28 protein-coding genes and 1 riboswitch are annotated in these 25,879 nt (G+C 41.5%); of the genes, 8 read left to right on the top strand and 20 right to left on the bottom strand.

What is annotated here, in order from left to right:
* Positions 1 to 35: 35 nt before the first annotated feature.
* Positions 36 to 401 carry a holo-ACP synthase gene (acpS, locus tag C5695_RS02500; RefSeq protein WP_117728883.1) on the bottom strand — a complete coding sequence of 122 codons (366 nt, stop codon included), beginning with the start codon at positions 399 to 401 and terminating at the stop codon, positions 36 to 38.
* Between the two features lie 94 nt (positions 402 to 495).
* Here acpS and C5695_RS02495 point away from each other — a divergent pair, with 94 nt between their 5' ends.
* Positions 496 to 1,101 (top strand): rhomboid family intramembrane serine protease, encoded by a 606-nt coding sequence (locus C5695_RS02495; protein ID WP_117728881.1) that lies wholly within the window; start codon positions 496 to 498, stop codon positions 1,099 to 1,101.
* Positions 1,102 to 1,157: 56 nt separating this feature from the next.
* On the opposite strand, the gene C5695_RS02490 is transcribed toward C5695_RS02495, so the two are convergent.
* From C5695_RS02490 to C5695_RS02460, 7 genes are all read right to left on the bottom strand, one after another.
* Positions 1,158 to 2,657 carry a PH domain-containing protein gene (locus C5695_RS02490; protein WP_117728879.1) on the bottom strand — a complete coding sequence of 500 codons (1,500 nt, stop codon included), beginning with the start codon at positions 2,655 to 2,657 and terminating at the stop codon, positions 1,158 to 1,160.
* Positions 2,647 to 3,126 carry a PH domain-containing protein gene (locus tag C5695_RS02485; RefSeq protein WP_117728877.1) on the bottom strand — a complete coding sequence of 160 codons (480 nt, stop codon included), beginning with the start codon at positions 3,124 to 3,126 and terminating at the stop codon, positions 2,647 to 2,649. The genes C5695_RS02490 and C5695_RS02485 overlap by 11 nt, the downstream gene beginning before the upstream one ends.
* A 110-nt stretch (positions 3,127 to 3,236) precedes the next feature.
* Complete coding sequence (gene cshA / locus C5695_RS02480) at positions 3,237 to 4,727, bottom strand: degradosome RNA helicase CshA (protein ID WP_125482351.1); 1,491 nt, start codon at positions 4,725 to 4,727, stop codon at positions 3,237 to 3,239.
* Positions 4,728 to 4,892: 165 nt separating this feature from the next.
* Entirely contained in the window at positions 4,893 to 5,231 is a 339-nt protein-coding gene (locus C5695_RS02475; protein WP_117728873.1) for an avidin-fold protein, read from the bottom strand.
* Positions 5,232 to 5,358: 127 nt separating this feature from the next.
* A complete protein-coding gene (locus tag C5695_RS02470; RefSeq protein ID WP_117728871.1) occupies positions 5,359 to 6,051 on the bottom strand; it encodes an alpha/beta hydrolase in 693 nt (230 codons plus the stop codon).
* A 27-nt stretch (positions 6,052 to 6,078) separates the two neighbouring features.
* On the bottom strand, positions 6,079 to 7,443 hold the full coding sequence (locus C5695_RS02465) for a UDP-N-acetylmuramoyl-tripeptide--D-alanyl-D-alanine ligase (protein WP_117728869.1): 1,365 nt from the start codon (positions 7,441 to 7,443) through the stop codon (positions 6,079 to 6,081).
* Between the two features lie 80 nt (positions 7,444 to 7,523).
* A complete protein-coding gene (locus C5695_RS02460) occupies positions 7,524 to 8,606 on the bottom strand; it encodes a D-alanine--D-alanine ligase (protein WP_117728867.1) in 1,083 nt (360 codons plus the stop codon).
* A gap of 183 nt (positions 8,607 to 8,789) precedes the next feature.
* Between C5695_RS02460 and C5695_RS02455 the strand changes: the two genes are divergently transcribed.
* Both C5695_RS02455 and fbpB read left to right on the top strand, forming a co-directional pair.
* On the top strand, positions 8,790 to 9,110 hold the full coding sequence (locus C5695_RS02455) for a thioredoxin family protein (protein WP_012008983.1): 321 nt from the start codon (positions 8,790 to 8,792) through the stop codon (positions 9,108 to 9,110).
* A 356-nt stretch (positions 9,111 to 9,466) separates the two neighbouring features.
* A complete protein-coding gene (fbpB, locus tag C5695_RS02450; protein ID WP_117728865.1) occupies positions 9,467 to 9,616 on the top strand; it encodes a Fur-regulated basic protein FbpB in 150 nt (49 codons plus the stop codon).
* 100 nt (positions 9,617 to 9,716) lie between these two features.
* Here the strand turns inward: fbpB and C5695_RS02445 are convergent, their stop codons facing one another.
* From C5695_RS02445 to C5695_RS02410, 8 genes are all read right to left on the bottom strand, one after another.
* Positions 9,717 to 10,052, bottom strand: coding sequence for a hypothetical protein (locus tag C5695_RS02445; protein WP_017366657.1), 336 nt, complete (start codon positions 10,050 to 10,052; stop codon positions 9,717 to 9,719).
* 117 nt (positions 10,053 to 10,169) lie between these two features.
* The gene (locus C5695_RS02440) at positions 10,170 to 10,937 is read right to left on the bottom strand and encodes an ABC transporter permease (protein ID WP_117728862.1); all 768 of its coding nucleotides are present in this window, start codon (positions 10,935 to 10,937) and stop codon (positions 10,170 to 10,172) included.
* A complete protein-coding gene (locus C5695_RS02435) occupies positions 10,915 to 11,841 on the bottom strand; it encodes an ABC transporter ATP-binding protein (protein ID WP_117728860.1) in 927 nt (308 codons plus the stop codon). The genes C5695_RS02440 and C5695_RS02435 overlap by 23 nt, the downstream gene beginning before the upstream one ends.
* Positions 11,842 to 11,968: 127 nt before the next feature.
* Entirely contained in the window at positions 11,969 to 13,210 is a 1,242-nt protein-coding gene (locus C5695_RS02430; protein WP_187441858.1) for a dicarboxylate/amino acid:cation symporter, read from the bottom strand.
* Positions 13,211 to 13,287: 77 nt separating this feature from the next.
* A riboswitch (cyclic di-AMP (ydaO/yuaA leader) is annotated at positions 13,288 to 13,422 on the bottom strand.
* A 64-nt stretch (positions 13,423 to 13,486) separates the two neighbouring features.
* Entirely contained in the window at positions 13,487 to 14,509 is a 1,023-nt protein-coding gene (locus C5695_RS02425) for an AI-2E family transporter (protein ID WP_117728856.1), read from the bottom strand.
* Positions 14,510 to 14,719: 210 nt separating this feature from the next.
* Complete coding sequence (gene dctP, locus C5695_RS02420) at positions 14,720 to 15,988, bottom strand: C4-dicarboxylate transporter DctP (RefSeq protein ID WP_117728854.1); 1,269 nt, start codon at positions 15,986 to 15,988, stop codon at positions 14,720 to 14,722.
* A 124-nt stretch (positions 15,989 to 16,112) separates the two neighbouring features.
* Positions 16,113 to 16,796, bottom strand: coding sequence for a response regulator (locus C5695_RS02415; protein WP_117728852.1), 684 nt, complete (start codon positions 16,794 to 16,796; stop codon positions 16,113 to 16,115).
* The gene (locus C5695_RS02410; protein WP_410369221.1) at positions 16,793 to 18,412 is read right to left on the bottom strand and encodes an ATP-binding protein; all 1,620 of its coding nucleotides are present in this window, start codon (positions 18,410 to 18,412) and stop codon (positions 16,793 to 16,795) included. Before C5695_RS02410 ends, C5695_RS02415 begins: the two co-directional genes overlap by 4 nt.
* Before the next feature lie 67 nt (positions 18,413 to 18,479).
* Here C5695_RS02410 and C5695_RS02405 point away from each other — a divergent pair, with 67 nt between their 5' ends.
* Positions 18,480 to 19,577: a DctP family TRAP transporter solute-binding subunit gene (locus C5695_RS02405; RefSeq protein WP_117728848.1), complete on the top strand. Its 1,098-nt coding sequence runs from the start codon at positions 18,480 to 18,482 to the stop codon at positions 19,575 to 19,577.
* 26 nt (positions 19,578 to 19,603) lie between these two features.
* Here the strand turns inward: C5695_RS02405 and C5695_RS02400 are convergent, their stop codons facing one another.
* Entirely contained in the window at positions 19,604 to 20,434 is an 831-nt protein-coding gene (locus tag C5695_RS02400) for an EcsC family protein (RefSeq protein WP_117728846.1), read from the bottom strand.
* A gap of 156 nt (positions 20,435 to 20,590) precedes the next feature.
* On the opposite strand from C5695_RS02400, the gene C5695_RS02395 reads away from it, so the two are divergent.
* The 4 genes from C5695_RS02395 to C5695_RS02380 all read left to right on the top strand — a co-directional run bounded on the left by C5695_RS02395 (position 20,591) and on the right by C5695_RS02380 (position 23,353).
* Positions 20,591 to 20,851, top strand: coding sequence for a GlsB/YeaQ/YmgE family stress response membrane protein (locus tag C5695_RS02395; protein WP_039176683.1), 261 nt, complete (start codon positions 20,591 to 20,593; stop codon positions 20,849 to 20,851).
* 222 nt (positions 20,852 to 21,073) lie between these two features.
* Positions 21,074 to 22,351, top strand: coding sequence for an Nramp family divalent metal transporter (locus C5695_RS02390; protein ID WP_034663985.1), 1,278 nt, complete (start codon positions 21,074 to 21,076; stop codon positions 22,349 to 22,351).
* 69 nt (positions 22,352 to 22,420) lie between these two features.
* Positions 22,421 to 22,990: a GNAT family N-acetyltransferase gene (locus tag C5695_RS02385; RefSeq protein ID WP_117728843.1), complete on the top strand. Its 570-nt coding sequence runs from the start codon at positions 22,421 to 22,423 to the stop codon at positions 22,988 to 22,990.
* Positions 22,991 to 23,089: 99 nt separating this feature from the next.
* Positions 23,090 to 23,353 (top strand): response regulator, encoded by a 264-nt coding sequence (locus C5695_RS02380; RefSeq protein WP_117728841.1) that lies wholly within the window; start codon positions 23,090 to 23,092, stop codon positions 23,351 to 23,353.
* A 39-nt stretch (positions 23,354 to 23,392) separates the two neighbouring features.
* Here C5695_RS02380 and C5695_RS02375 read toward each other — a convergent pair whose 3' ends face one another.
* The 3 genes from C5695_RS02375 to C5695_RS02365 all read right to left on the bottom strand — a co-directional run bounded on the left by C5695_RS02375 (position 23,393) and on the right by C5695_RS02365 (position 25,679).
* On the bottom strand, positions 23,393 to 23,617 hold the full coding sequence (locus tag C5695_RS02375; protein ID WP_117728839.1) for a hypothetical protein: 225 nt from the start codon (positions 23,615 to 23,617) through the stop codon (positions 23,393 to 23,395).
* 102 nt (positions 23,618 to 23,719) lie between these two features.
* Complete coding sequence (locus tag C5695_RS02370) at positions 23,720 to 24,175, bottom strand: hypothetical protein (RefSeq protein ID WP_117728838.1); 456 nt, start codon at positions 24,173 to 24,175, stop codon at positions 23,720 to 23,722.
* Positions 24,176 to 24,191: 16 nt separating this feature from the next.
* Positions 24,192 to 25,679 (bottom strand): ribonuclease YeeF family protein, encoded by a 1,488-nt coding sequence (locus tag C5695_RS02365; protein WP_233230789.1) that lies wholly within the window; start codon positions 25,677 to 25,679, stop codon positions 24,192 to 24,194.
* Between the last annotated feature and the right edge of the window lie 200 nt (positions 25,680 to 25,879).

Below are 25,879 nucleotides of genomic sequence, written 5' to 3'. Positions count from 1 at the left end.
CCCAATATATGAAGGGGGGACAAACAATATGCAGACTAGCTTGACAACCTTTCAATTAAAACTTGTGCAGCAGCATATTCTTTCGTATGGGTGATGGACACATGAACTTGGTCGTCCTTCGTCTTCTCGCTTTTGATGAAAGGTTTTCCATAATCATCTTTTTGAATTTCGACGTCATGAAAACTTAAATGCTGGCCGATTCCCTTTCCGTAAGCTTTAGCGAAAGCTTCCTTTGCCGCAAAACCTCCTGCCAAAAATTCCAGCTGTCTCTTTTCACTGAGTGTGTTAAAGGTGTCTTGTTCACTTGTGGTCAAAATTCGTTCTGGTAAACGAGGCTGTCTGCTAAGCACTTGCGCGAGCCGATTGATCTCTACAATATCCATGCCTATTCCTTTGATCATGAGATACCTCCTATGATACTCGTACTAATTTGGGTGTTCTCTTCATAAACGTGTTACTATAAACTTACCATTATCTAGTCAAAAGGGGTTTGTTATGTTTATTCGAACGGAGAGCTTTCAACAATTTATTAGATCGTATCCAATCGTAACAACGATCCTTGCTTTGCAAATTGGTCTGTGGCTTCTATTTGCCATTCCTATTCCTCTTATACAGCTTGGTCACGATCATCTCGTCGGTTTTAATTACGGTGTAGCTGCTGGAGAATGGTGGCGGCTCGTCACACCTATTTTTCTTCACGGTAGTCTGACCCATATTTTGTTCAATTCTATGTCCATGTTCTTATTCGCTCCAGCGCTTGAGCATTTGCTTGGGAAGGTTCGATTTCTGATCATTTATCTGGGTGCAGGGTTCATTGGGAATCTCGGAACCTATTGGGTGGAGCCTTTAGAGTATGTACACGTCGGCGCTTCTGGTGCGATCTTCGGTTTGTTTGGCGTTTATTTATATCTTGTTCTCTTTAAACCGCACATGATGGACCGCGGCAATTCTCAGGTGATTTTAACGATTCTTGCAGTCTCTGTCATCATGACATTCGTCAACTCGAACATCAATATTATGGCTCACTTATTTGGCTTGATTGGCGGCATGCTCCTAGCACCTCTTACGCTATTTTTCCATTCAAAAAAAAGACGCTACTAATCTCATAAAAAATGTCGATCACTCCTATGAACGGGAAGTTGATCGACATTTTTGGTTTAAGAAGATTTATTTTTTTCATATGAATACCAATCCAAGACACGTGCGGCATCTTCTTCCTCAAGGTGATGCACACCAAAGGAATCAAGCAGCGCAGAGGATTTCACAAATGTGTGAATACTCGCCACTCGGCCTTTCTTTTGGAAGAAAGATTGTGTCATTGTATAGTTTTGCATTCGTTTTCTCAATACAATGCCAGTGGTTTTGCCAATGCCCCTTGATGTCAATTGAATCAATGGATCTTTAATCGTGTAGCCTGATTGTTTATAAGCTAAATACCCAAAGAGCAAAGCAATCGGAAGCGGAATGAGTGCCAAATAACCCCACGGCGGAAAACGGACAGAAAGGATCACACCTACAAGTAATGGTACAAAGCCGTAAGAGATCAAGTAGCGTTTGAGCGAACGCTTTGGCACCTTTTTCAGTTCAGTTTCTGGCGCCAAATGATAATGATCTGTGAATTGAGATAGCAGTTCGCTGATTCTTTTCTTGCGAATCAGCGGAAATAAGACGGAAGAGGTTTCTTTTTCTGTAATAGATCCTCCAGCGCTCACAAGCATTACCGTCGCAAAGCCAAAAGGCTCCCGGATAATACTTTCTTTGATTTTCACTGCTTGAATTCTGGCAAGAGGAATGGTCATTTGATGCCTCTCGATCAGTCCTCTTGTGATGATGATGTCATTCCCTTTTCGCTTTGCCGTAAAATTTGCATATTGAAGAGCCGTCACCCCGACACTCAGAATCCACGCAATCAATATGGCAAGAAATATGAGAATCGCATAAATTTCAATACTCGCATGACTTAAAAAAGAGAAGCGATTGATGAATCCGTCCAAAGGAAGGATTTCATCAATTTGTGTGTAGATGGCGATACACCCAGATATTATGACGCCGATCCCGCTTGAAGTCGTCGCAGCCAGAAGCAGCTCTGGTACACCCATACGATAGGAAACATTGATTTCTTCTTCCACAGGTTGTTGCTTCGCCAGAGGATCATGCAGCACATCCCCATTTTCATCCACCATTTCTTCTTGCTGCAAGCTTTTCTTACGGTTGAAAATCGCTTGCTTTAATTGTTCCGCTTCTGCTTTTGTAATCGCCGTCAGGCTCACTTCTGGACCGTCGGTTCCGCCTGCTGTTTCGATTTGGACACGCACCAAGCCGAAAATTCGCTGGAAGATGCCTTCACTTGTATTCACCGTTTGAATTCGTTCTAACGAGATATACTTTTTCTTTTTCGTGATGACCCCCGATTCCACACGAAATTCATCATCTTCCATCCGATAGGTGAATCGTCTCCATGCTAATACGGTTGAAACAGCTTTCCATAAAAGGAGCACACCAAGAATGATAAATGCATAAAAACGAATGCTCGAATTCGAGTTCACAAAGATCAGAACGAAAAAAGGGATAATGAAGTTTTTGATCATAGATACGGCATCTGATATAAAATCAATAAACATCGAGATTGGATGTACTCGTTTTGGTTCAGACATCATCTTCCGTCACCCTTGCTAAACGAGATATGTAATCACGAAGCTCATCAGCTTCTTCTAATTCTAGCGCCGGTATATCATGAACTGTGGCAGCGGTCGAAATTTGAACCGATGCCAAACGGTAGCGCCTTAAAAGCGGACCTTGCGATGTATCGACATGCTGGACACGGACCATCGGCACAATCACACGTGTGACGCGAATGAGTCCATGCTGAATTTCAATTTCATTTTCAAATACTTCGTAGCGCCAGATGCGATGTCGGATTTTCGGTATAAGCCAAATGCCAAAGATGACCTGTAAGACCCATAAACCGATGAGGATGGTCCCAATCCAATATGGCCATTGAAGATAATAACTAGCGACAAATACCCCAATGATGATGAGTAAGAAAATCAATGAGATAATTCCATTTTGAAGACGCCATACCTTTAAACCATTTAAACTAATTTGACGTTGCGGCTGTTTTCTCACACTCTTCCCCCATTCTCATACTTTTCTATCAATATATTACGAAATAAAGACTAAAAAGTTTCAACAAACCTGTTAAAAAAAGCGAACCCTGCAAAGGATTCGCTTTTGAATTAGTTGTTATAAGATTTCTTTTGACGACGATCGTTAGAAGAACGATTGCGGTCATTTGAAGAGCGCTTTTTATCACCGTAAGATGAACGGCTTTTTCCGCGATAGCCGCCTCCGCCGCCACCGTCTCTACGTTTAGAAGAGCTGCGGTTGTTACGATTGCGTTTTGATACCATTGGTGCTTCATCTGTCAAACGAACAGGCGTTGCATCTGGCTCTTTTGTCATCATTTTGATAGCAGCCGCAACCACTGTAACAGAATCATGATCTTCTAGCAATTCAGCAGCTGCTGTCATGTAGAAGTTTAGGTTGTTTTCACTGATGATTGTGCGCAGACGATCAATGGTTACTTGTTGTTGCCCTTCGATTGCCTCATCTAGTGTTGGTTCTTTCATACGATCCATTTTACGTTTAGTTGTTTGCTCGATCGCACGAAGCATATCTTTTTCACGTGGTGTGATGAATGTCATCGCCATACCTGTACGTCCAGCACGTCCAGTACGTCCAATACGGTGTACGTAGCTTTCTGGATCTTGTGGTACGTCAAAGTTATACACGTGTGTTACGCCTGAGATATCAAGTCCACGTGCTGCAACGTCTGTTGCGACAAGCACATCGATTGAACCTTCTTTGAATTTACGAAGCGCAACCATACGTTTTGCTTGCGTCAAGTCACCATGAATTCCTTCAGCTGTATAACCTCTAAGGTTAAGTGCTTCAGTCAATTCGTCAACGCGGCGTTTCGTACGGCCGAAGACAATTGAAAGCTCAGGTGATTGAATGTCAAGAAGACGAGTCAATGTATCAAACTTCTTACGCTCGTGGATATCCAAGTAGAACTGTTGGATGTTAGAGACAGTCATTTCTTTCGCTTTTACTTTTACGTGTTCTGGGTTTGTCATGAAACGCTCTGCAATGCGCTTAATTGGTGCAGGCATTGTCGCAGAGAATAAAAGTGTTTGGTGTTCACTTGGTACATTTGAAAGGATCGATTCAATGTCTTCGATGAAACCCATGTTTAGCATTTCGTCTGCTTCATCAAGCACAACAGTTTCAACATTTTGAAGACGCATTGTACGACGGTTAATGTGATCGAGTAAACGTCCTGGAGTCCCTACGATGATATGAGGATTTTTCTTGAGCGAACGGATTTGGCGACCGATATCTTGTCCACCGTAAATCGGAAGTACGCGCGCACGCTTGTCTTGGCCAATTTTGTATAGCTCTTCAGATACTTGAATTGCTAATTCTCTTGTTGGCGCAATGATAATCGCTTGGATATTTGGAGACGCTGGGTCGATTTTTTCGACAAGAGGAATACCAAACGCTGCAGTTTTTCCTGTTCCTGTTTGTGCTTGTCCAATGACATCTTTATTCTTAAGACCGAGAGGAATTGTTTCCGCTTGAATCGGTGTTGCTTCTTCAAATCCCATGCGGTTAATAGCTTTCATGAGACTTTCGCTTAATTGAAAATCTTGAAACGTTATAGTCAAATTATTCAAACTCCTTCTAATTGCTGTTTCAGTAATCTCGTGAATGATCATTAAAAACTGCCCTTTTCCGAAAGGACAGGTCCATTATATACAAAGCCCGAATTACCCTACCTTATATCTTACCATTACACTATTTGTTTTTCAACAAGACAGAAATGGATATATCTACTGTTCCACAATGACAGATTCACCATCACTTTGATCGCCATCCATCCATTTCCACTTTTCGAACAGTTGAATTTTTCCGTTATCCAGCTGCTTAGGTGTGGAATCGCAAGACCCGCTTCTTATGCTGCCGTCTTTGCTGACATGGTGATATCTAAAATGAAGTGTTCCATCCTCATTTACAGTTCCTACAAGTACGCCAGAAACAATACTGCCGCCTTGATATGTGCCCGTTAATATATTCCCGTCCTGACGATATTGAAATACGGTTCTTGATGATACTTCTCCGTTACTCGAGTTAGACTGCGGGATAAAGGTTTTTCCGTCATATTGAAACAACCGAATCAGCCACCTTTTCTTTCCTATTGTACCATAGGCATGTCACTCATTCGACAAAAATGATGCAAATTTTAACAAGTGGGATTCAATTTATATTAGTTTAGCCACATTTTCGCTTTTCTATAGATTAAATCGCTTTTTTTAGAAAATACTCTACTTTTTCAAACAATTGCTGTGCACACGGCTCGTGGCATACATGATGTTTACAATCGGGTAAATAAAACATTTCTTTCTGGCGGGAGGGGATTTTATGATAAATAAAATCTGCACTTGAAGCAGGTACAATCCCATCGCTTTCCCCTTGTACAATTAACACGGGGAGGTGAAGCTTCTCAAGAGAGCCCTTCGTTTGCTTCACCAGCTTCATAAATTCTACAGCAGCTGACAGCGGTGTGCTCGTTAGCTTATGACGGTATCTATCATACAAAGGGTTCGTATCAATCAAACCAGAAAATGATTCCTTCAGCATTTGCCTTGTGTCTTGAATCATTTGTTTTGGATTCACATATTTTGCCGCAGCACTTAAAAGGACGAGACGAGCAACCGGATACTTCGCTGCTAGATAAGAAGCAATCATTCCTCCCATTGAAAATCCGATTAAATAAATGGTGTCACAAGTTCTGTTAAGGGATAAAAGCTCTAGTTCAGCTGTCGCAATCCATTCTTGATAGAGAATGCCTTTTAGCTGAAGCTCATCTCCATGCCCCGGAAGCGTGATAGACTGCATGTTCCAATCTGTCTTCTGCTTTAAATATTGTGCGAGCGGTTCCACTTCATAAGGAGCGCCAGTGAAACCGTGTATACATAGACAGCCAATCATTCTGTCACCTTCTTTGCCGCTTACTCTTTAAAGTGCAGTAATGACTTCTTCTAATCTCATGCCGCGTGAAGCTTTGACTAGAACAACATCGTCAGGTCCTGCTACGTCAGCTAGTTTTTTCTTCAATTCCTCTTTGTCCATAAATGAGAACACACGCGCATCACCGAATGCTTCCTTTGCTCCTTCAGCGATGAATGCACCTAGGCGGCCATACGTCATCACATGATCAATAAACTCAGGCTTGATGTAGCGGCCTAGTTCATAATGATACGTTTCTTCTTCGCTGCCCATCTCAAGCATGTCTCCGAGTACAAGAATACGATGTGCAAAGCCATCCATATCTCCTACAAGATCAATTGCAGCTTTCATAGAAGTAGGACTTGCATTATATGCATCATTGATGACAGTCATTCCTTTCTCTGTTTTAAACAGTTCAAGGCGCATTCCTGTCAATTTCGTTTGCATGAGTCCTTGGGCGATTTGTCTTTCATTCAGTCCGAAATGCTGGCCTATGGCAATGGCAGCAAGGGCATTCTTTACATTATGTTTCCCTAATACAGGAATAAGAAACCCCTGGGCATACCCTTCGACTTGAAATTCAGTGCCTTCTGCAAGTTGGTTAATGTGCGTAACCTTGATATCACAGTCCTCTGCTTCTCCAAAGGTTTTCACTTGTTGCGAAAGTGCAGTCGCTCTCTCGCGGATCAAAGGCTCATCTCCTAAATAATAAAAGGTGCCATCCTCTTTTAGCCCTTTTGTGATCTCACATTTTGCATCAGCAATCGCTTCTCTTGAACCTAAATCTTGCATATGAGATTCCCCGATATTGGTGATGACTGCTGCATCAGGCTCAGCTAGATTTGACAAGAACTCAATCTCGCCTTTTGCACTCATCCCCATCTCCAATACAGCTATCTCTGTGCCTTCTGGCATTGCAAGAATAGTGAGCGGAAGACCAATATGATTATTAAAGTTGCCGTCTGTTTTATGAACTTGATACGTCGTTTGTAAGACGGAATGAATCATATCTTTCGTTGTCGTTTTCCCGTTACTTCCTGTAATACCGACAACACGAGGATTTTCTTCTTTTAAATATGATTTGGCCAATTGCTGAAGTGCTGCCAGAGTATCGTCGACAAGAATAACAGGTACACCTTCTGGCGGATTGGCTTCTTTTTGATTCCAAAGAACAGCTGCTGCTCCAAGCTCCACTGCTTTTGAAGCAAATGTGTGGCCGTTAAAATGTTCTCCAATGAGCGGGATAAACAGTGCGCCTTTTGATACTTTTCGTGTATCTGTTGTCACTCCGTGAATTTGCTCTTCGCCAAAAGCTTGATTAGATAGTGTCCCACCAGCCATTTGGGCGATTTGTTTCGCTGTACGTTTGATCATGATTTTTCGCCTCTCTTTCTCATTTCACGTTTGAAGGAAAAGAGACACTACCTAAGGATAGTGTCTGCTTGTTGCTCACATTAAAAAGTTGTTTTAATGGTTTGTTTTTCTTGATGGCGTTCAATTGCAAGTGACACTAGTTTTTCAATCAACTCTGGATACTCTACACCAGTGTGTTTCCAAAGGAGCGGGAACATACTAAATGGGGTGAATCCAGGCATTGTATTCACTTCATTGATCAGCACTTCACCTTCTTCTGTGAGGAAGAAGTCTGCACGTACAAGACCAGAACCATCGAGGGATTTAAATGCCTTAATCGCCATATCATGAATTGTCTTGTATTCATCTTCTGACACACTCGCAGGAATGATCAAATCTGTATCGCCATCTTCATATTTTGCTTTGTAGTCATAAAAATCTGTTTTAGGCGCAATTTCACCAACGACTGAGCATTTCGGCTCGTCATTTCCTAATACACCGATTTCGATTTCTCTTCCAACGACGCCTTCTTCGACGACTACACGACGATCATATTGGAAAGCTAGGTCGAATGCGGTTTGCAGCTCTTCTTTGCTGCGGCATTTGCTAATTCCAACACTTGATCCCATGTTGGCAGGTTTTACAAAGCATGGATAGCCAAGTACTTGTTCGACCTGTTCTAAGCTATCTGGTGTGGCCTTCTCATAGTCTTTTTTATTGAAGGAAAGGTGCTTTGCCTGTGCAAGTCCTGCTTGAGCAAACACATCTTTCATCATGACTTTATCCATACCCGCGGCAGAAGCGAGAACGCCGTTACCGACATAAGGGATATTTAACAGTTCAAGTAATCCTTGCATCGTTCCGTCTTCACCATTTGGTCCGTGAAGCAATGGGAAGACAACATCAATTTTCTCATCGGCAGATGCAGGCTGTGGAAACATGCTCTCATTTAAAGAAGTTGGTAAAAACGTCTTTGCATTTTGTTCAAATTGAAGCATTTTGACGTTTGATACTGGTTCAGTGAGTTTTTCTCCTCTTAGCCATTCGCCCTCTTCTGTAATATAAATTGGATGTATATCGAACTTCTCAGTGTTAAGTGCTTTTGTAACTGCAAGGGCTGTTTGCAGTGATACATTATGTTCGGCTGACTTTCCGCCGTAAATCAATCCTAAACTTATTTTCAATGGATACTCCCCCCACTAAAATTCATCTTTACTATCTTATCACTTTCAAGCAAAATTGCTCTAATTAATTTTTGTTGTTACGGAATTGAAATGATTTGTAAAGGTTGTAAGCGCCCCCGAGCATTTGTATGTCTTTCGCCTTTATTTTATATTAAAATGACAATGAAAAGGAGTTGTGACAAATTGAAAAAAATCACAAGTACTGAACAATTCAATGAAATCATTCAATCAGACAAAGAAGTCATCGTTAAATTCTTTGCAACATGGTGTCCTGACTGTACAAGAATGGACATGTTCATTCCAGACATCCTAGAGGCTTATGCACATCATGAATGGTTTGAAATAAACAAAGACGATTTCCCTGAATTAGCAGAAACGTATCAGGTCATGGGTATTCCAAGCCTGTTAATTTTCAAAAATGGTGAAAAAACAGGTCATCTACACAGTGCAAACGCAAAATCCCCTGAAGAAGTGACAGAATTTCTTCAAGAACACGTTTCTTAAATTGTTGAAACAAAGGACATCAGCAACACTTGCTGGTGTCTTTTTTATGTCTTCTCACAGTTCTACATCAAATCTCTACATAAGACGAGATGGGCAGCCAAAACGTTTCAAAGAACGAAGGAATCTTTTATATAGATATCTTACTTACGACAGCAATTGACAGCAAATTATTTCCTGGGAAAGAATGAACGTTGATTCGAAAGGGAATATGTCGATTACGTGAATTTTCTGAATTGAATCTTTACTTCTGACATTTTGCTTTGTATAATGGAGATGCTAATTGAAAATGATTATCAATTTCATCTGTGTGAAATCCTATAAACGTCCACCATTCTCATAAAGGAGCGATGAGTCACATGTCTAAGAAGAGAATCAAAACATATCAGCAATTGATTGAAGAAAACAAGAAGGCCATCATGCGCGATCCTAAAATGATGGAAAGTATATACGAAACCATCGACAACAAGCACCAAAAGCAGCTCGCAGCTGCTGGACGTGAATCATAAACGCATGGGAGCAGTCACATCTGGCTGCTCTTCTCTTTTATCTTTTCAACAGAAATAAAAAAGCTGATAAAATCGAAACAGATTTTATCAGCTTTTGTTTTTAATGTGATTTCGCTACACGGTCCTGCTTCATTCCTAAGTAAATGAGCATATATGTGAGATAGCCCATTGTCATTGTTAAACCACCGAAGAAAAACTGAGAAAAAACAGGCTCCTCAAATGTCGTGACGGCAGCAAGAACAATCCAGCTCGCATATAAATAAACCATGAACCATTTCATGTTTCTTTTAAGTGTATACAGAAAGAAAAGACCCGCTAACGAAAAGATCCCCAGCGCTAGTCTGAAATAAACAAGATGATCAAACTGGAAGGCAAAAGACACGAACGAAAACGACAACAGCAACAAAATAGGTAAAGCCGTAATGAAATTTTTCACGATAGTGCCACCTCCATGACTCCCTCTTATTATAAGACAAAATCAGCCGGTTATCGTGAAATGCAGATTCGTTTTCACAAAGATGTCACGAATTTTTCTTGTTATTTGACACAATTTTTACACATTTACATCACGCTTCCAGAAAAGAAACCAAGCCGTGCCAACAAAGAAAACAAAATGTGCGCCTACCATAAATAGAGAAAACAAAGGGCTCATGCCATGAAAAGGCGGCGGACCTTGAAAGCTGTACTGAGTAAAGTTCGTATTAGCAAAAAGCAGGATTTTCCCCCACTGATTTTCTAAAAGAGACATGATGGGAACTAGTGATTTCGCCGCATATAAAACAAAAAACGAGGTCACAAGTGCAACGAGACTGTTCCTAAACAAGCTGGAGCACATAAAAGCGAAGCTTGCCATCATGATGACTTCTACCCACTGAGATCCGATGACAGCAAACGTATGCTGAAATAAACGTCCCGTACTTTCATCAAATTCAGTACCGAAGAACATCAGGCCAAATAGAAAAGCCAATACATAATAAAAAACAAACAAGTATATGACTGTCAGCACAAGTGTCATATATTTTGACAGAAAAATTTGCAGCCTTGTTTTCGGCCGGATCAATAAAAACTTGATCGTCCTTTTTTGAAATTCTGTTGAGATCAAGGTCGCGCCTATGACTACAGCTAGTACCTGTAAAATAAACACGACGTTCGTGGAATAACCAAAATAGTTGGCGACGGTGTCTTGTCCACCAAAGCTTGAAATGACTCGTTTCAGCGTTAAAGCCATAGCCAATTGGAAAACAACGATCAATCCAAGTGCAATGAATGTGATCTTTTTCCTCATCATTTTCTTATGCTCATTCTTGATGAGTTGAAGCATCTGCCGTCCCGCCTTCCGTCCATTTCATAAATGTCTCTTCAATTGATGGCTTTTGAGGTGTCATTTCAAGTACATCAAACCCAGCCAGCACAAGCTGTTTGTTCAGCTCAGGCACTTGTTCTTTGTTTAATTGAAGTAATACACGCTCACCATTTCGTTCATATGTATACGCCTGCGTGGAGAGCCATGAAGCGGCCTTTTCCACTGGCTGAATATTCATTAGTATTTGCTCTTTCCCCTCCGTGTCCTGGAGCTTGGCACTGGCTTTGATTTGTCCTTTTTGAATGATAATCATGCGGTCACATAGCTCTTCTACCTCATGCAATAGGTGTGTGGCGAATAACACGGACGTCCCTTCTTCTTGTACGAGCATTTGCAAATGTTCCCTGAATTCCTTCATTCCTGCAGGATCAAGTCCATTTGTCGGTTCGTCTAAAATGAGCAGGTTCGGCTGATGCAATATGGCTTGTGCAATCCCAAGCCTTTGTTTCATCCCCAATGAATACGTCTTCACCTTCTGATGAATGGCGTGTTCCAGACGAACTCTTTCCACCACTTCCTGTATACGCTCCTCTGTCACTCCATCGTGCATCGCCGCATACAGTTCAAGGTTTTCAAAGCCCGTTAAATACGAATAAAATTCAGGATTTTCGATAATCGCACCAACAGATGACATCGCTTGTTGAAAATCCTCATCCTGTGAATATCCATTGATCATGATTCGGCCATTGTTTTTTCTCATCAAGCCAACGATTAAGCGAATCAAGGTCGTTTTTCCAGATCCATTTGGTCCTAATAATCCGACTATTTCTCCTTTCCCTATTTCTATAGATATATCTTGTAGAATCATGTTCCCACCAATTCGTTTATCAACTTTCTCTACTTTTAAAACAGCAGACTGCAACGTGGTTCCTCCTTCTCATGTAAAGCCTATGGCGGCAAGAATGGCCGCTCGTTCTGTTAAAAGTATATCACGCAGGAGCAGGGACTCCATGAAAAAAAGGGCTGATCCAGTCAGCCCTTCTTTCACATTACATAGATAGGTTCGGTGATACTGTGTCTTTCTCATGTTTTTTTTCAGTTTCTGTCACGATCACCGCACATGCTGCGTCACCTGTAATATTGACAACTGTTCTTGCCATATCTAATAGGCGATCAATTCCAAGAATAAGCCCAATGCCTTCGACTGGAAGCCCAACCGAATTCAAGACCATCGCGAGCATAATTAAGCCAACTCCCGGTACACCAGCTGTCCCAATACTGGCTAATACAGCGGTTAATACAACTGTGAGCATTTGCAACAGCGTTAGCTCGACACCAAACACTTGTGCAATAAATATGGTGGCAACCCCTTGCATAATCGCTGTTCCATCCATATTGATCGTAGCGCCTAACGGCTGTACAAAACTAGAGATCGGCTCAGGTACTTTCAGTTTCTTTTGAGCGGTTTCCATTGATACAGGGAGAACCGCACTACTGCTAGACGTACTAAAGGCTACGACCATCGCAGGTGAAAAGTCTTTAAAGAATGTGAATGGATTTCGTTTTGCAAATAAAGCCAACGTTGAGCCGTATGTGAGAAAGAAATGCACCAATAGCGCTACTAGCACCACTGTAAAATACAGCCCCATGGCTTTAATGGCATCAAGACCTTGACTCCCAATCGCCGTCACAATTAAACCAAATGTTCCGTATGGAGCGAATTTCATGACCATTCCTACAAGGTACATCATAAGTTCATTGCCCTGTTCTAATATCTTGAGTAATCCTTCTGTTTTTTTGCCTAGCACGGCAATTCCTAGTCCTAAAAAAACACAGAATACAATGATTTGCAGCATATTTCCTTCGACTAAAGATTGAACTGGATTTGATGGAATGATGTTTAATAAAGTATCCGTCGTAGATGGTGCTTCTTGAGGTTCGTATTCTGCACCTTTTGTATCGAATGAACCAAAGGAACCTGGTTTAATCAATAATGCCAAAGACATCGCAATGATAATAGCGAATGTTGTGGTGAGTAGAAAATATAAGATGCTTTTTGCGCCAATTCGGCCAAGCTTTTTTGGATCGCCGAGGCCTGCCACACCAAGTGTAATGGAAAAGAAGACGATAGGCACAACTAGCATTTTGATTAGATTTAAGAAGATTTGACCTAGAGGTGTGAATAGATAAGGATCTAACACTTTGAATACATTTGGAGCGAAAATGTTAAGCAACAGTCCCGTGATTGCACCTACAATAAGGGCAATAATAATTTTTGTAGCCAGCTTCAATAAAATCTCCCCTTCCTCGTCAAAAAGACCCACGAGAGAGTTTTCTCGTGGGTCTGCGTGTCTTTACATATACCACCGATTACTCTCTTCACGCTGATGAGGTTAGCTGACGGGTTAGGACGAAGAGATGTCCTTTTTTCTACTCGTAGAAAAATTCACCCCAAAAAAAGTGGGTCCCCCATTCCTTTAGAAGGATTAAGCGTGTGGTTATTATGATATTTTCATACTATTTATACCTTATTTTCGGAAAATTGTAAACAGGTTCAATTGAACTTTTTAACGACTTTCCTCCTTGTTGGTGACCTCCAAAATATCTAGGATAAACACAAAGATTGGAATACCAATAATGAGTCCCCAAATTCCGATGTAGTGTTCAGAGAAAATCAGCACAATAAATGTGAAGAAAATAGGGAGTTCTGTTTTTGCTGACATGAGTTTCGGGTTTAAGAAGTAGGCTTCAATGGCATGGATGATGACGATCACCAGCACAATATAAAGGACGTACATGCCGCCTCCAAGCGTATACGCAATGATGCTGAGTGGAATAAGCGAGATGACCACACCTGCGACTGGGATTAAGCCTAGTAAAAAGACCATGACTGCTAATCCAAATAACTGCGGGAACCCCATAATGCCGAGCGCAATCGTTGTTAAAACGCAGTTAACGGTTGCAATAATGAACTGTGCTTCAAGTACTTTTCCAAACGTTCTGGAAAACTTACGTCCAAAGAAGGCGATCTCATGATAGAAGACAGAGATTTTACTCGTTTTGAACTTGTTCATGAATTGAATGAGGCGTTCCTTTTCGAACAGGAAGAACATGCTTAATATTAAGGACATAATGACCTGGATACTGAACGTGCTGAAATCTGTTAAGTATGTATAGAGGAAATTAAACCCTTTCTCAAAGTAAGCTGATATTTTAAAATCTCCGAATACGTTCGTGATGACATCAAAGAAGGGTAAATCTTGTGGATGATCTGCAATTTTCTTTCCTAAATGAAATAGCTGTTCCACCTGTTTGGCGATAATTGGCACAAACACGAATCCGCCAAACGTCAATCCACCAGCCAGAAGGATATACAAAATGGTAATGACCGATTTCTGTCCTATTTTCAGGAAGTGACTTAAAAAACCTCTAATGACCTCTTCTAACCGATTCATCAAAAAGGTGAATATGAAGGTCAAGAGAATTAAATTCATCATTCCTCTTAATAGATATAGAGCTGTAGCTAATACTACAAATACTGAAAACCGCTTAACACCGGGTTTTTCGAACAATTTAAAAAATGCCGCCATTACGTTACACACCTGCCAGGACTAAAGTCTATTTTTCATTGGATCTGATATACATTATATCGGATCTTTCTGTAAATTATATAATAAAAGGTCAATGAGGTCTTACGATTCGTCCTAAATTTATCAAGCTTTTATGTTTTTTCTTTTTTACACAAGAAAAAACCGAACCCCATGTAGAACATAAGGTTTCGGTTTTTGGTTGTTTTTATACTATACAGCCTGCTTCATATTCCGCATTTCCTGAAGCGCTGTTTTGCTCTTCGCTTCGTCAAATTCACCTTCACTTTTCGCGACAACAATTGTGGCGATTCCATTTCCAATGAGATTTGTAATGGCTCTTCCTTCACTCATGAATCGATCTACACCAAGCAGCAGGGCAAGCCCCTCTAACGGAATGACCTGAAGTGCCGCAAGTGTGGATGCCAATACGATAAAGCCGCTTCCTGTTACTCCAGCTGCCCCTTTTGACGTGAGCATCAGAACAAGTATAATCGTGATCTGCTGACCGATGGATAGATCTACACCAAACACTTGCGCCAAGAAAACGACAGCCATCGATAAATAGATCGAGGTGCCATCTAAATTAAAGGAATACCCAGTCGGAATAACAAGGCCGACAACAGACTTTGAGCACCCGTAGCGTTCCATTTTATCCATCATTCTTGGCAGCACAGATTCTGAGGAGCTTGTGCCTAGAACAATTAGGATTTCATCCTTGATAAACCGCAAATAACCGAACAGGCTGAATCCATACATTTTACAAATGATGTTCAGCACAACGAAGATGAACAGGAACATGGTCATATAAACGGAGAGCATCAGACTCGCAAGCGGTTTAATCGATGCCAAACCAAAGTGTCCGATCGTATAAGCCATTGCCCCAAATGCACCGAGCGGGGCAGCACGCATAATATATCCAATGATTTTAAAGAAAACGAGTGACAGCTTATCAAGCCACTCAATGATTCCTTTCCCCTTTTCGCCAAGTGCAGCAAGCGCAACACCGAATAAAATAGAGAAGAATAAGACCTGTAAAATATCCCCCTTCGCAAAGGCGTCTACCATGTTAGAAGGCACGATATGTGTGACAAATTCCATCCAGTCGATACCCTGTCCCCCGTTTTGGGTATATTGTGAAACGTCCCCTTTTTCAAGCTTGCTATAGTCCAAACCTGCACCCGGCTTCATCATATTTACGACAAAAAGTCCGATGACCAGCGCAAGCGTCGTAACGACTTCAAAATAAATAAATGCTTTTCCCCCAACTTTTCCAACCTTTTTCATATCCCCCATCTTGGCAATACCAAGAACAATGGTTAAGAAAATAATCGGCGCGATGACCATTTTAACAGCATTGATAAAGGTGTCACCAAGTGGCTTCATTTCCTTTCCGACGTTTGGCCAAACCATCCCGACAATGATCCCGATAATGACAGCTGCAATCACCTGAAATGTCAGGTTCTTCAAAAGCCTCTTCATAAAAAATCAACTCCCTCACCCTTTGATGTAAACGCTTAACTCTTATCTGTAGATAAATGATAGCGATTTCACCAAAGGCTGTGAAGCTTATGAACATATCGTACATTTTGGTCTTTTTGGTCTTTTAGTCAGAATGTACGATATATTTATTCACAGGCCGTCCAACCCCACCATATTGCATATCTAACTTCAGCTCACCTTCTTTTACAAGGAAGTCTAAATACCGGCGTGCTGTGACACGCGCAATGCCGAGTGCATTGGCAACTTCTTCTGCTGACTGAGGATCATCTTGCAAACTCATATACGCTTTAATTTCATTCATCGTATGCACATTCAGCCCTTTAGGGAGCCAAGTATCCTCCTGTTTAACAGCAGGCTTTCGTATGATATCATCCAGCATCTCCTGAGAAAATTCTGCTGCTGTACGTATTTTTGATTTAAATGCTTTATAGCTTTCAAGTGATTCTTTCATACGTTCGAACTTAAACGGCTTGATGATATAGTCTCGTGCGCCGTTTTGCAGCATGATGCCAATAGTCTCTTTGTCTTTTGCCGCAGAAATAACGATCACGTCCACCTGCATCTTTTGCTTTCGGATGTCTTGAAGCGTTTTAACGCCATCTTTTTTTGGCATATACACATCGAGTACAACAAGGTCTGGACGGATCTCTTTAATGAGCTGGATGCCTTGCTCTCCATTTCCTGCGACGGCCGCAACTTGAAAGCCAGGAACACTTTTAATGAACTCTTTATTCACTTCTTGTACCATCGGATCATCTTCAATTAATAGCACCTTAATCTGAGTCATCTGTCTCTCTCCTCTATTGTCATTGGGAATTCGATTGAGAAGGTGGTACCAATGCCGATGCTTGATGTGACTTCTACATTGCCCATCCCTTTGTCGATAATCGTTTTTACAATATACAGCCCATAACCTGTCCCGCCCTCTTTGCCATGTGTGAAGCCTTTATCGAAAATATAAGGAATCATGTCCTCCTCGATCCCAGAGCCATTGTCTTCAATTAAAATCGCGAGAACATCCTCGGTTTGATCAATACTAATAGAAATGAGTTTCGTATCTCTTTCTACAGACTCGTATGAAGCAAAGGCGTTTTCGATCAGATTACCGAGAAGCTTTGTCATATCATGCTGATCTAGCCGTTCAGGGAAATCACGCAAACAGCTATGTTCGTCGACTTCGACCTTAATGCCTAGCTCCTTGCCCCTTCTGATTTTGCTCATGAATAATCCTGCGACGGCATCGTGCTGAATGACGCGGTGGAGAAAGTCCGTCACATGCTCTTGCTCTTCCGTCGTTTGAAAGGCTAAATCGAGCGCTTGATCGGCTTTACCGAGCTGAATCAGCCCAGCGATGGTATGGAGTTTATTCATATGCTCATGATTTTGCACCCGCAGACCGTCCACAAAGTTCTTGACCCCGGTTAGCTCCTCTGCCAATTTAGCCGCTTCTGTCCGGTCCTGAAAAATGGCGACCGCTCCGATGATCTTCTTTTTCATCACAATCGGAATCCGGCTGCTCATGATGCGCTTTCCGCTCATATGAATTTCTTCATTGTAGACAGGCTCTGCACGGTCAATGATTTCAGGAAGCCTTGTATCAGACAGCACATCCCAAATATTCCGGCCCACGACATCCCCTGTCACGCTAAAAATTTGCTTCGCCTTCTCATTAAAAATGGTGATCATATGCTGATTATCAATGGCGATGACCCCTTCATTAATAGAGTGAAAGGTAGCGGTGCGTTCCTCTAGCATTCTGACAATCTCATGCGGCTCCAATTTAAACATTTGCTGTTTAATATGACGGGCGAGTAAAAATGAACCTACAAGTCCAAAGCTGAGCGTCAGCAAAAGGATCATGAGGATATCCCGCTTCATTTCTCCTAATATATCCGCCATACTTGGTAGCGTTCTCCCTACAAGCACAACTCCAGTTTGATTAAATTGATCATCCTTCACTGGGTAAAAAGCTCTGATGGCTGTCCCAAGCTCTCCCTCTGCTTCTGAGAAATAAATATGCTCTGCAAAAGCAGGCTCTTCATCTGTCCCCTCCGAGCGCTGTCCAATTCTTGTTTTCACTGGATGGGTTAATCTCACATGACCCATATCCATGACAACAATGTAGTCAGCGTCTTGAATAATACGAATCTCTTCGATAGCATGCTGTAATCGGTCACGTTCCTTTGTTTGATCAGCTAGCGCCTGCTTCACCTCGTTCATTTCAGCCACAGTTCTCGCCGTGTTCATGAGCCTTTTCCGAAGCTCTCGTTCCTCTGTTTGCTGGATTCCCCCAACAAGGACAATTCCTCCGATTAAAAGGGCGAAAATGACAACAAAATATGTAAGAATGGTGAGCTTCCATCTAATAGATAATTGCTGTAATTTCAATCGATTTCTCATCATTTTTTCACCTGTATCTTTACGAATTCTTCCTCGGTCAAGTATGCTTGACGTAAGGGGGATCGGACGTATGAAGAATTTACTCGCCTATACACTACTGCTCATCATCGGTTTTGTAACCGCTTTATACTTTGGTTTTTATCATATGATGCCAAAATCAGCGACGACCTTTGATGATGAGCAGACCGGGCTGAAGAATCAGCTTGTATTCAAATTTAGCCATGTCGTGGCAGACAATACACCTAAGGGGCTTGCCGCAAAGAAATTTGCAGAGCTTGTGCACGAAAAATCCGATGGGAAGATCAGCATTCAAATTTTCTCCAACGGGAGCCTTTATTCTGATATAGAAGAAATGAATGCACTCAAAGAGAATCAAGTTCAATTTATCGCTCCGTCTACCTCGAAGCTCGGCATGCTGTCCCCTGAGTGGCTGGCACTTGACCTTCCCTTTGCTTTTTCAAATTATGATGCTGTGCAAGAAGGCTTACACGGTGCAATTGGACAACGATTGTTTGGCACCCTGCAAAAAGACGGACTAAAAGGCATGGCCTATTGGACAAATGGCTTTAAGCAAATTACCTCTAATAAAGGTCCTATTAAGCTGCCTGGTGATTTAAAAAACCAATCTCTCCGGATCATGCAAAGTGACATGATTGAAAAACAATTCAACCTTCTTGGCGCAAAGCCCTATCAGGAATCATTTAATTCAACGTTTCAGCTATTAGAAACAAAGAAAGTAGACGGTGAAGAAAATACAATTTCAAATATTTATTCAAAAAAATTCTATCACATACAAGACTATATGACGATCAGTAATCACGGGTATTTAGGCTATGTGGTCTTAACAGATCAATCCTTCTTTGACCGCCAGACACCTGAAACGAAACGAATTTTACTTGAAGCCATGGAAGAAACGACAGCGTGGAATGAAAAACATGCAGAACAGATGAACAAAGATCAGCTGGAGGACATTAAACGGGAATCTACGATTGCTATTCATAAATTGACGCCAGCAGAAAGAAAAAAATGGGTGAAAGCCCTTGATCCATTGTATGACGAAGCCGAAAAAACCATTGACTCCACCTTAATCAAACAGATTCGCGAGCTGCGTGCACGTTATGATCATTCTCCGATCCGTGCTTTTCAAGAAGAGGGTGAAAACAAATAAAAAATCCCTTTGGGACAAGGGATTTTTTATGCACCTGATTCACTCTGTTCTTGCTGCGTGAGCTCGTCTAATCTTGTGACAATTCTTCGCTTTCGATATTGCATCATGCCTGTTTCGGCAATTCCTTTTAACTGTGATCGATTGGAGACTGCACCAAACAGAATGCCTGCTATGGGTACAAGCTGAAACAGCTTCTTCCAGCCAAACGAATCCCGGTAATTATATACGACCTCACGCCATCCTTGGATTTGAGAGATCATGTTTTCATGCTTTCCTTCTGAAGCATGAAAGCTCCTGAGCTCCTTTAATATCGATTTCTTCCCAACGACGTCAGCAGAATTCAGCTGTAGACATTTTATGATAAAGACCCGCTCTTCTTTATTTTTCGGATCATAGCCATAGGTGACGGCAATATCCTGTAATGTTTTAAGGGAGAGACCAAGTACCGCAGGAATATCTGCCGCTAATGTAAATATACCTCCGACACCTGTTGTCGCACCTTGTACCGTAGCGAGATTGGTCCTGTTTTTCCCCATATGTTCACCAATGGCATCCATGATTTCAATAGGGGCTTTTTCAATATCTTCTATACGCTGAATGGAATCATCGGCACATTTCTTTTGAAATTGATGGATGATCCCTTTTTCTGATGTCAAATAAGCACCGCCTGTTTGAATATAATGTCCCATTTCATCTAACAGCACGCCGATTTTTTTCTGAATAAAGGCAGGCGTCAGCTTGTCCAGCATTTGAAATGGAAGGCGGCTGAGTTTCTCCCAAAACCACACCTTTTGCTGGTCTTTCTCCCACTTTTCAATCTCTTTTAATTGGGCTTTTAGCCACTCTCTTTCCTCCATGTCATTTGCCTCCTTAGATGCCGCTCAAGTATTTGTCTGTTATTATACACAATCCTTGTCCATCATACGTATAGAACATTGAAGCGGTTTCGAAAGGTTTGAAACTTTTTCAAAACGGATATTGCTTAATACAAACAAAAAATAGGAGTGATCAACATGTTAGGATTTCTGATTTCATTAGTTGTGGCGATTGTCATCGGCCTTATTGGCAGTGCACTCGCTGGAGGTAGTGTACCAGGAGGGTGGATCGGTTCAATGATTGCCGGACTTGTAGGCGCTTGGATTGGTCATGGATTACTTGGAACGTGGGGTCCTAGTCTCGCAGGATTTGCGATCATTCCAGCAATCTTAGGAGCAGCGATCTTTGTCATTATCTTAAGCCTGATCTTCCGCAGTGTTGGATCAAGGGTTTCATAAAAAAACGAAAAACAGAGGAAGCAGTAGGGACACCGTCTATGAGGCGGTGTTTTTTATGTGATGGATTGACAAGGTATCTATTCTTTTCACTTACATATGATAAACAAACCTATTAGTTCAGATAGTTGACTTTTCATGAAGATGGGCATATGATGATTAAAAATTGCATCAAGGAAACTTTTTGTGCCAAAGCAAAACTTTGTAGAATCTAGGTGATGACATATGACAAACAAATACATCGAGGCACAGGCACACATGTCAGCGGCAGCTGAACGTGCACTTGAAGGAAAGGTCAAAGGATTTAGAAGGCTTCTTCCTTTTCTTGGTCCTGCTTTTATCGCAGCCATTGCATATATTGATCCAGGAAACTTTGCCACCAACATTGCGGCGGGCTCCAAATATGGATATCTCCTTTTATGGGTCATTCTCATTTCAAATCTCATGGCTTTGCTCATTCAATCCTTATCCGCAAAGCTCGGAATCGCGACAGGTAAAAACTTACCGGAAATCGCACGTGAAGAGTTTCCAAAGCCAGTTTCAATCGGTTTATGGATTCAGGGAGAGCTGGTGATTATTGCCACGGATTTAGCTGAGTTTATCGGGGCAGCCCTCGGTTTATACTTGCTCTTTCGAATCCCGCTGCTTGAAGCTTCCATTATCGCAGCCATCGGTTCATTTGCGATATTAGAGCTGCAAAGACGAGGATATCGTGCATTAGAAGCAGGTATTACGGGCATGCTGTTCGTTGTCGTGATCGCTTTCGCTGTGCAAACCTTCGTCGCCAAACCAGATATTGCAAGTGTTGCTGGCGGACTATTCATTCCTAAGTTTGATGGCGCAGACAGCGTGCTGCTGGCAGCAGGAATTTTAGGTGCCACTGTGATGCCTCACGCAATCTACTTACACTCAGCTTTAACCCAAAGAAGAGTCGTAGGCAGAACGGAAAAGGAAAAAAAACAAATTTTCCGCTTTGAGTTTTTAGATATCCTCATTGCTATGATCGTCGCCGGGGCCATCAATGCCAGCATGTTGATTGTGGCAGCCGCTTTATTTTATAAAAATGGTCTATTTGTGGAAGATCTCGATGTTGCATTTCAGCATTTTGGTACACTCGCAGGACCTGTATCAGCGATCTTATTTGGTGTAGGACTGCTGGTTGCCGGATTATCCAGCTCTTCTGTCGGTACACTGTCAGGCGATATCATTATGCAGGGCTTTATTCAATACCGAATTCCGCTGTATGTCCGCCGGTTGATTACCATTATTCCTCCTATTGCAATCATTGCATCTGGAGTGAATCCGACCTCTGCACTTGTGATGAGTCAGGTCGTCTTATCCTTTGGTATTGCCTTTGCTTTAATTCCACTTATTTTATTTACAAGTAAAAAACGAATTATGGGCGAATTGACGAATGCCCGCTGGGTGACAGGAATATCTTGGGTGATAGCAGCTCTTGTTGTAGCACTTAATCTCTTCTTAATTGTGGATACATTTATGTAAAGACAGTGATGAGCTGTCTTTTTCTTTCCATTTGCTTATGGTAGAATTCCCCTGAGAGGAAGTGGATATATGTTTTTTTATCAGGATCAAGAGATATCCATGCGGCTGCTTGAGCCAAGAGACGCAAGAAGTCTATTTTTGCTCATCCAACGATCCAGAGAACATCTACGGAAATGGATGCTTTGGGTGGATTCAACGCAGACAGAGGAAGACAGTATGGCGTTCATCCAAGGCGCTATGGAGCAAGCGATGCAAAGCAACGGTTTCCAAGCCGGGATCTGGTCACATGGAGAGCTCGTTGGCATCATTGGCACCCACCAAATTCATTGGATCAATAGAACCGTGTCAATCGGCTATTGGCTCGGAGAAGGCCATCAAGGAAAAGGCATCATGACAAAAGCATGCCAAGCGGTCATTCACTATTTATTTGAAGAGTGTGGACTGCACCGTATTGAGATCAGGGCTGCTGTCGATAACCAGAAAAGCAGACGAATCCCAGAGCGATTATCCTTTTCACTTGAAGGCATTTTGAGACAATGTGAATGGCTGGGTGATCGCTTTACCGATCATTGCGTGTATGCCCTTTTACAGCCTGAATATATGAAACAAAAAACGCATTCAATGAATCAGCCCACTTAATTGTGTCGATTGCATGAATTATTTTACAAAGTGAAGCTTTGTCGTATCCGTTGTGATCGGTATCTGATAAAATAAAAGGAAAAAATCGAGGTATGATGTATGTCTCTTATTATTTTATTTTACTTATGGATTGTCCCTTTAATATTTGGGATTTTCTTCTCGTTCCTAACAAAGAAAGCTACCTACAAACGCCGCTTTGTCCCATCCTATAGCATGGTAGGACTCAGCATCGTCTTTCTCATTCTGGCACTCGTCTTTTCAGCCAGCCATTTCCTATTCATTTGCGGTATGTTCCTATTTGCCACAACCCTTGTCGGCACAGGCATCCCTTTATTTTTGGCTTTCGGAAAAACACCTTCATAAACAAAACCACCTTTTCATCGCGAAAAGGTGGTTTCTTTTTTATTGAAGAGGCATTCGGTATGTCATCGCGGCATTTGGATGTTCTTCAATCTTCTTCATCATGTCTTGAAGGATCTCAGCTGCACGATCATTTGAGTCATACTTGCCGAGTATCTTTGCCCAAGAAGTACTACCTATGATCATCCCTTCAATTTTTTTGCCGCTTACTGAAACTTCTTGAACATGAATCAGAGTTTGTTGGTTTTGTGTGAGAATCCATAGCATGGTTTTTTCTCCTTTTTTGTGGTGATTTACTAGCTTTCAAGTGGTTAATGAAATGTGGTTTTCAAGATCCACATTTATACTCAACAACGTATCGAAATCCTCTCACTTATTAAGATTATGAACGAGATGTTTCTCAATTTTTATATCGTTACCATAAACTTCAAAATAAGAAAAATCAAACGCTCGAATTTCAATATCAGCTAAAGAGTGTTGAATGCCTTCATCTTCTTCTGTTTCTGGCATCGAATTCAAATCCCATTCTATCTGTAAACCTTTTTGAAACCCTATAAAGACACCTGATTCAAACTGAACAACTTGTCTTACACTATCTATTAATTGGTCTGTTGACATTACGCCCAAATCTTGGTTAGGAAATAGCTCAAAAAGAGAAGAGTGAGTCGAACCAAAGACATCAAATACATACCATTGATAATCCTGTTTAAATTCCTTTATACACAACAGAATCTCAGCAAGCTGATCTCCTAGGCAAGATAATTCATTGTTAAAATAATCCACACCTCTTATTTTTAATAGAAACTCTGATTCTTTTACACCCATTCATATCTCCTCCAAATTATTCTTTAAAACTCCATGACCCATCCTTAAAGACCGCAGGATGCGAGTGGGGATTTGTGTGATCACCTCTACCATGATTCGTCCAATCTGTTCTTTGTATCGGTGTACCATCTTTTCCCCATTCGAGGGTTTGAATGTACCCCTCTTTACGCCCTTTCCTATAACCAATTTGCGTATGAGGAAACTGTGAATCTGGTTTATGGACGGTTCCATTGATTAACTTCCCATTCTCGTATTTTGGTAGACCCGCATTTTTACCATTTATATCTTTCGGTATATATTTGGGCTTATTAATGGTATCTAAATTACTTTTAATTCCCTTCGCTCCAAACGGCAAAAGCATTCCCAGCGCCGCATTCATACTCGCTTCCTGCTGTTCTTTCGAGACCTTATTTCCAAACATATCACGCCCCGTAATCGCTTCGCTGAAGCCGTTGGTGGCGGTGAGGCCATATAAGCCTTTTTGAGATGTTTTTAAGGCGTCAAAGGATTTTTGTGATGTCTTGTAGATGTCGACTGCTCTGACTGCGGCTGATGTGGCTTGAGTTGTTTTATAGACAGCTTTCCCGCCTTTGAAAATGCGTCCTGCCCAGCCGACGATTGGGATATAGCCCGCTGCTGCCATACCGCCTGCGGCGACGCGCTGTCCTGCGGTGAGTTCTTCGCCTGTGATCGGGTCAACGCCTGTAGCAGCACGTTTTGCATCGTTCACACCTGTCAATTCATTGACGATATTTCCGCCATAATCGAGTGCTTTTTCATGCCAAGGACGGTTGGCGAGGGCTTCTTGTTCCTTTGCGATCTCGCGGGCTTCCTGTTGTTCTTTTTTGATTTGCAGATATTCAGAAGTTTGCTTCTCAATATCGCTTTTTGCCTTGTAGATTTCACTATTTTGATACGCTTTCTTGTCAAAATTCATCGGAGAAATCGCTTTTCCGTCATTTGTCGCATTCATCATTTCTGCGTACAATGCCATTGTAGCCTTCTCCTCAGTCTCTGACAAAGCATATTCATCTTTTAAATGTTGATCAAGCTCTATTAAATCTTTAACCGTCTTTTTCCGTTCATCTTCCGCTTCTGCAATCTTTTCATCAAAGGTTTTACTGTCAAATACCTCTAGAGAAATGAGGTCGTCGATGTCTTGAAAAATCGTTTTGAGTGCCTTTTTTTGATCCTTTACGATGCTTTTGGCATTCTTGATTCCCATATGTACTGCATTGTCTAAAAAGTGTTCTTCTACAAAGGTGTCACCGCCAAAGTTTGTATCATCAAGTGTTCCAGAAACACCTTCATGAAAGCATTTTTGCTTATCAATGAAGCTGATAAACATGTCTACATTTCCGGCGAGCTCTTTGTAGAAGCTTTTAATGTTATCAGCACCTTTTCCTGTGAAGTCATCACCGAGGTTTGCCACGCCTTGAAGTGCTTTTTTTAAATCTACCATTTGTTCACGGAGTTCCTGGTAGTGTTTTGCCCTTGCGTCCATGGCGCTTGTTAGTGCTTTTGCATCAAGTATCTTGCCCAGAAGAAGTCACTCCCTCCATTATTGATCATAAAGTCTATTTTACCTTTCTCAACGAATTGGAAAAATAGGCTTTAAGTTCCAAAAATAATTTCTAAATATTTTGATAGAGATTAAAGCAAGTGACAATTGAAATGATTTCTGAAGATCATCACAAAAAAAGT

The sequence above is a fragment of the Bacillus pumilus genome, from assembly GCF_003431975.1.
Classification (GTDB): Bacteria; Bacillota; Bacilli; order Bacillales; family Bacillaceae; genus Bacillus; species Bacillus pumilus_N.
Note: the sequence above shows the minus strand (reverse complement) of the source record. Positions and strands in the feature narration are given on the sequence as shown.